Source organism: Streptomyces sp. NRRL S-495 (genome assembly GCF_000966955.1).
In the GTDB taxonomy this organism is placed as follows: Bacteria; Actinomycetota; Actinomycetes; order Streptomycetales; family Streptomycetaceae; genus Kitasatospora; species Kitasatospora purpeofusca.
Map to the genome: position 1 here is coordinate 1 of NZ_JZWY01001078.1, position 5,844 is coordinate 5,844.

Sequence of the window (5,844 nt, forward strand, 5' to 3'; positions counted from 1 at the left end):
GCGCGAACTCGCCGGGCTGCGCCGCCGGCTGGCCGGCCACGGCCTGGCGGGATGAGCCGCGGACCGGGCCTCCGACCGGGCCGCGGGGGCTGGCCGGGGCCGGCCCCGGGTCGCACTGTGGCGGGCGTGTTGCGCGACCGTTGCGGCCCGTGGCGAACCGGCCGGTGGGCCGGATTCCGGTGCCCGCAGCCGATTGACGCACTCGCCGGGCGCTTCCTAGACTCGGGGGCGGCGAAGAGTGTCAGCCCCAAGGCCCCGGCCGGCTGACCGGCAACCCCCACACTGCGGTGGGGTGCCCCGGGGATAAGCCAGGTGAGGGTGCGTCCGACCGACGGACCGTCACAAGCGCGGTTTTGGGCCCGGGAGGGCGCGGGGGACGGAGAACGTCGTGGAACAGCGGGCAGGCGGACAGCGCGCCGGTTCGCAGCCGTCGTCGCTCATCGGTTCGCGTACGACGTCCGCCGCCCCGCTGCTCCGTGCCGGCCTCCGCCTGGTCGCCCGCCTCGACGTCGACCTGCTGCGGCGCGCCAGCTCCCTCTGTCGCTGAGCCGGTCGGCCGGCCGGGCGTCCCCGCCCGCCCCGGTCGGTCCGTCCGATTCCCTCGCCCACGAACCCGCGCGAGGAGGAGCGCCCAGCGGCCCGTCCTCCCGTGCGCCCTGCACCAGGAGAACGGATGTCCCCCCTTCCCGTGTCCCCGCCGTACGATCCGTACGATCCGTCGAGAACCCCGCCGGCCGGCCGCGAGTCCGAGTACCTGCGGCTGCACCACGCCCTCGACCGCTGCGCGGCCGGTGCCGGGAGCGTGATCGTGCTGCACGGTTCCGTCGGCAGCGGCCGCAGCGACCTGCTCTACGCCTTCACCGACACCGCCGCCGAGCGCGGCGTCCAGGTCCTGGTCGGCACCGGCTCGCCGCTCGAACGCGAGTTCCCGCTCGGCCTGGCCCGGCAACTCCTCCAGGGCGCCGACCTCGCCCCCGAGGAGGCCGCCACCGCCGAGGCCCTGCTCGCCGAGGGCGCGGCCTCCGGCACCGTCCCCGCCCCCTCCGACCGCCCCACCGGACAGCTCACCCAGCGTGTCCTGGAGGGCCTGTTCCGGCTGGTCCGCGGCCTGGCCGAACGCGCCCCCGTCCTGATCGCCGTCGACGACCGGCAGGACGCCGACCCGCAGTCCCTGGAGTTCCTGCTCTACCTGGTCCGCCGCACCCGGGGCACCGGCGTGCTCACCGTCCTCAGCTCGCGCGAGACCATGACCCCGGCGCACCCGCTGTTCGAGGTCGAACTCGCCCGCCAGCCGCACCACCAGCACATCCGGCTCGACCTGCTCAGCACCGAACTCGTCGCCGAAGTACTGCGCACCCGCCTCGGCGCCGCGGCCGCCGAGCGGCACGCCGCCGAGGCGCACACCCTCACCGGCGGCAACCCGCTGCTGGTGCACAGCCTGGTCGGTGACCAGGAACGGGCCGGCAGCCCCGGCACCCTGGTCGTCGGCGAGGGCTACCGGCGCGGCCTCATGCACTGCCTGCACCGGATCGACCCGCTCGCCCTGCACTACGCCCGCGGCGTCGCCGTGCTCGGCACCGGGGCCACCCCGGAACTCCTCGCCGAACTGCTGCTGCTCGCCCCCGACGCGCTGCCCCGGGCGCTGTACCTGCTGCACGCGGCCGGGCTGTTCCGGGACGGCGGCTTCCGCCACCCCACCGCCGCCGGGGACCTGCTCGCCGCGATGCGGCCGATCGAACTCGCCGCCCTGCACCAGCGGGCCGGCCGGCTGCTGCGCGCCGCCGGCGCGACGGCGGCCACCGTCGACGGGCACGCCCGGGTGGCCGAGGGGCACCTGCGCAGCTCGCTCGGACCGGCGCCCGCCGCCGGTCCCGGGGATCCCGGCGCGGTGCTGCCGGAGTTCGGCGGCGGCGGGGTGTGGGAGGTTCCCGGTCCCGGGGTCGGTCCCGGGGCCGCGGTAGCGGCGGACGCCGCTGCGGAGGGCACCGCCGCGGCGGACGTCGCCGAGGACGAGGTCGCAGGGAAGCAGGAGGCCGCGGCGGGGACCGCCGCCACCGGCGGCTTCGGACCGGTACCGGCCCACGCGCTGCAGCTGTGGTCCGGCCCGGCGCCGACCGGTCCCGCCGTCGAATGCGTCCCCACCCTCCCCGGCACCGTCACCGACGCCGACACCGCGCTGCGCCACGAACTCAAGCGCCTGCGCCACCACTTCTGGCACGGCCGGATCGACGAGGGCACCGCCGCGCTCGCCCGCTTCGAAGCCGTCCCCGGCCAGGCCGTCCACACCGAGGCCCTGCGCCACTGGCTCGCCTACTGGTACCCCGCGCTGCTCCCCAACCCGGCCCGCCGGACCGGGCCGCAGGACGGCGCCACCGCCGACCGGGGCGACGGCATGCGGCTGCTCGCCGCCCTCCTCGCCGGCTCCGTGTCCCCCGAGGACGCCGTGGTCCGCGCCGAACTCGTGCTGCGCGCCGGGCGCCTCGGCGGCGTGCGCACCGAATCGCTCACCGCCGCGCTCACCGTCCTGCTCTACGCCGACCGCGCCGACCGGGCCACCCACTGGTGCGCCCCGCTCGCCGAACGCGCCGGTGCCCGCTGCGGCGCCCACTGGAACGCCCTGCTGGCCGCGCTGCGCGCCGAGGCGGCGCTGCGCCAGGGCGACCTGCGGAGCGCCGACGAGGCCGGGCGCGCCGCGTTCGCGCACGTCCGGCCGGAGGCCTGGGGGGTGGCCGTGGGGCTGCCGCTGGCGACCATGGCGGCCGCCCGCACCGCGCTCGGCCTGCACCAGGACGCGGCGCACTTCCTGGAGCTGGCCACCCCGGCGGGCCTGGAGCACACGCCCGCCGGCCTGCACCACCGGTACGCGCTGGCCGGTCACCGGCTCGCCCTCGGCCGGGCCGAGCAGGCCCTCGCCGACTACCGGGCCTGCGGCGACACCATGGCCCGCTGGGGTGTGGACCACCTGCCGGCCATCGCGCCCTGGCGGCTCGGGGCGGCCCGCGCCCAGCTCGCCCTCGGCCGGCCGGGCAGCGCCGCCGCCCTCGCGGACCAGCAGCTCGCCCGGCTCGGGCCGGTCGGCCACCCGAGGATCCGCGGCCTGGCGCTGCGGATCCGGGCGGCGGCGGGCGGACCGGCCGAGCGGACGGAGCTGCTGGAGCGCGCCGTCGCAGTGCTGGAGGAGGCCGGTGCGGAGTCCGAGCTGGCGGCGGCGCTGGGGGAGCTGAGCGAGGCCCACCAGCACGACGGCGACCCGGGCCGGGCCCGCCGGGCGGACCGCAGGCTGCGCCGGACCCCGGCACTGGCCGTGGTGCCGGTCCGGCCGGAGACGCCCGCGCCGGTGGCCCTGCCGCCGGTGTCGCTGCTGCCGGTGGCCCTGTCGCCGGTGGCCGGATCCCCGGCCGGGGCCGTTCCCGTCGCCGGAGTCCCCGTCGCCGGACCGCTCCCGGTCGCCGCTCCGGTCCCGGAGGGCACCGCCGGCGGGCTCTCCGAGGCCGAGGGCCGGGTCGCCGAGCTCGCCGCGCGCGGCCTGTCCAACCGGGACATCGCCCGCAAGCTCTACATCACCGTGTCGACCGTCGAGCAGCACCTCACCCGGGTCTACCGCAAGCTCGGCGTCCGCCGCCGGGTCGACCTCGCCCGGCTGCTCGGCCCGGTCCCGCCGGGCGCCGCCGACGGGACCCCGCCGCGCCCGGGCTTCCCCCGCCGGGCGGACCTGGTCGCCGGCTGAGGGCGGCGCGGCCCGCGCCCGTGTATCCACCGGGTATCGGGAAGCGCTCCACCCTGCGTCGGACCGCCGCCCCGGACGCCCCGGACACCGCCCCGCCCGGGGTGTCCGGGGCGCCGTCATGAGCCCGGGAGACCCCTCCGACCTGCGGATTCGCCCCGGGGCTCGGACGCGGGACCGAGGCCGGGGGCCCGCTCGCACGGCACCCGGCCCGCCCGCCGGCTGTCGTATCGTTCCCCTGGCGGCCCGTCCCCGTGCGCGGCCTGCCTCCCCCCGCGCCGCCCCGTCCCACAGGAGCCGTCCGCCGTGTCCTCGCCCGCCCCGGCCCAGGAACCCCCGCGCCCCGTCCGCGTGCTGCTGGTCGAGGACGACGACCTGATGCGCGGCGCCTTCACCACCGCGCTGGAGCGCTACGGCTACCGGATGACGGCCGCCGCCGACGGCCTCACCGGCCTCGAACTCTTCCGCGACGGAGCGTTCGACCTGCTGATCCTCGACGTCATGCTGCCCGGCCTGGACGGCATCGGCCTGTGCCGCCGGGTCCGCGAGACCAGCCTGGTGCCGGTGCTGATGATGTCCGCGCGCGGCGACGGCCTGGACGTGGTCGCCGGTCTGGAGGCCGGCGCCGACGACTACGTGGTCAAGCCCGTCGACACCTACGTCCTGGTGGCCCGGATCCGCTCCCTGCTGCGCCGGGCCACCTACGCCCCCGCCCCCGCGGCCGCGCCCGGCGGCGGACCCGACGGGGACCGGGAGCCCGACCGGACGGTGCTCGACTTCGGGGACCTCACCGTCGACACCGCCGGGCTGGAGGTCTCCCTCGGCGGGCGCCCGGTGGCGCTCACCCCGACCGAGCTCAAACTGCTGCTGGAGTTCGCCGCCCACCCGGGCGTCGTCCTGGAGCGCCACACCCTACTGCGCAACGTCTGGGACTACGGCTGGGACGGCGACAGCCGGGTGGTCGACCTCTGCGTGCAGCGGCTGCGCCGGAAGCTGGGCCGGGAGCGGATCGAGACGGTCCGCGGCTTCGGCTACAAGTTCAGGCGCTGAGCCCGGTGCGCCTGCGACACCGCCGGGACCGCCGCACCTCGCTGCGCCGGAAGATCGCCGCGCTGGCCGCCGCGACCGCCTGCCTGGTGGTCGCGGCGGTCGGCGTGCTGGTCCACCTGTGGACCGCGCACGACATCCGCTCCCGCGCCGAGGCCCGGGCGTTCAACTCCGTCTACGCGGCCATGGACGTCTACCGGCGCACCGGCGCCCTCTCCGACGGCGCGGCCCTCGACCCGGCGAAGCTGCCCGCCGCGCTGCGCGACCCGGTCGACGGCGAGCGGCACACCCTGGTCGTCGACCGGGTCGAGGGGAACGTCGGCCCGAGCGTCTGGGCGGCCCAGCGCACCGGCGGCCCCGGCAGCCCGGTGCTCGCCGTCCAGGTCAACATGGGTCCGGAGCTCTCCGACCTGCCCCGGCTCGACGCGGCGATGGCCGTGGCCTCGCTGATCGCGCTCGCAGCCGCCACCCCGCTCGCCGCGTACGGGGCGGGGCTGCTCGCCCGCCGGCTGCGCCGGGTCGCCGAGACCGCCGACCGGATCGCCGCCGGGGACCTCGACGCCCGCACCGGGCCCACCGAGGGCCGCGACGAGGTGGCCGACATCGCCGCCACCGTCGACCTGATGGCCGACAGCCTGGCCCGTCGGCTGCGGGTCGAGCGGCAGTTCACCGCCGACGTGGCGCACGAGCTGCGCACCCCCGTCGGCGGCCTGCTGGCCGCCGCCGACCTGCTGCCGGCGGGCCCGACGGAGGACCTGCTCCGGGCCCGGGTGCGGGACCTGCGGGCGCTCGTCGAGGACCTGCTGGAGATCTCGCGGCTGGACGCCGGGGCCGAGCAGCCGGTGCGGGCCCGGGTCCCGCTCGGCGAGGTCGTCCGCGAGGCCGTCCAGCGGACCGGGCTGGACACCGAGCTGGACACGGGCGCGGCGGAGACCGTCGAGACCGACCCGCGCCGACTGGAACGGATCGTCGGCAATCTCGTCGTCAACGCCCACCGGCACGGCGGCGCCCCGGTGCTCGTCACCGTCGAGGGCTCCACCGTGCGGGTCCGCGCCCCGGGCCTGCCCGAGGAG

Annotated in this window: 4 protein-coding genes and 1 riboswitch; all 4 genes read left to right on the forward strand. The window is 78.1% G+C overall.

Going from position 1 to position 5,844, the window contains the following annotated elements; genetic code table 11:
* The first annotated feature begins 230 nt into the window (after nt 1-230).
* A riboswitch (SAM riboswitch) is annotated at nt 231-354 on the forward strand.
* A 34-nt stretch (nt 355-388) separates the two neighbouring features.
* Entirely contained in the window at nt 389-547 is a 159-nt protein-coding gene (locus VR45_RS47650) for a hypothetical protein (RefSeq protein ID WP_159394531.1), read from the forward strand.
* A gap of 126 nt (nt 548-673) precedes the next feature.
* Nucleotides 674-3,727, forward strand: coding sequence for a LuxR family transcriptional regulator (locus VR45_RS39080; RefSeq protein ID WP_078897457.1), 3,054 nt, complete (start codon nt 674-676; stop codon nt 3,725-3,727).
* Between the two features lie 303 nt (nt 3,728-4,030).
* Nucleotides 4,031-4,774 carry a two-component system response regulator CseB gene (cseB, locus tag VR45_RS39085; protein WP_045944720.1) on the forward strand — a complete coding sequence of 248 codons (744 nt, stop codon included), beginning with the start codon at nt 4,031-4,033 and terminating at the stop codon, nt 4,772-4,774.
* Between the two features lie 5 nt (nt 4,775-4,779).
* Nucleotides 4,780-5,844: HAMP domain-containing sensor histidine kinase (locus VR45_RS39090; RefSeq protein WP_234326613.1), on the forward strand; the 1,065-nt coding region annotated here is incomplete at its 3' end.

Excerpts from the sequence above, each read along its gene's own strand:
- VR45_RS39080 (WP_078897457.1), top strand. The coding sequence starts at position 674 with ATGTCCCCCCTTCCCGTGTCCCCGCCGTACGATCCGTACGATCCGTCG.